The following is a 376-nucleotide window of genomic DNA, read 5'->3' on the forward strand; positions in this document are numbered from 1 at the left end:
TTGTGGCGCAGGGTGAAGCTGTAGCCGTTGGTGTCGTTCATGGGGAGGCCGGCGGCGAGGAGGTACCGGTAGTCGCCAATGTTGCCGCCGTCGGGATGCCACAGCAGGAAGACGTCGATGCTGCCGTCCGGGCAGCCGCGCATGCCGGTGCCGCGGATCTCCAACGTGGTGCCGATGTCGGCCTGTTGCGGTGAGACGGTGATGCGGGCCGCGGTGTCCGGCGACGGCGGTGCCGTCGCCGCCCCGGCAGCCGACAAGACGCCTGCCGCCGACAGCACCCCGGTCAGCGCGCACACCACCAGCACCCACCACCGCACGACAACCCCGCGCAGCATCAAAGCCACCCGCCCCCGATTTCCGACACACGACGCCCAGC

General features: G+C 70.5%; 1 protein-coding gene. It reads right to left on the bottom strand.

Annotated elements, in window-relative coordinates; translation table 11 throughout:
* Positions 1–344 (bottom strand): hypothetical protein (locus AC1DSF_RS31340; protein ID WP_478184204.1); only part of this gene is annotated, 344 nt, incomplete at its 3' end.
* Between the last annotated feature and the right edge of the window lie 32 nt (positions 345–376).

This window comes from Variovorax sp. 01N429 (genome assembly GCF_056399425.1).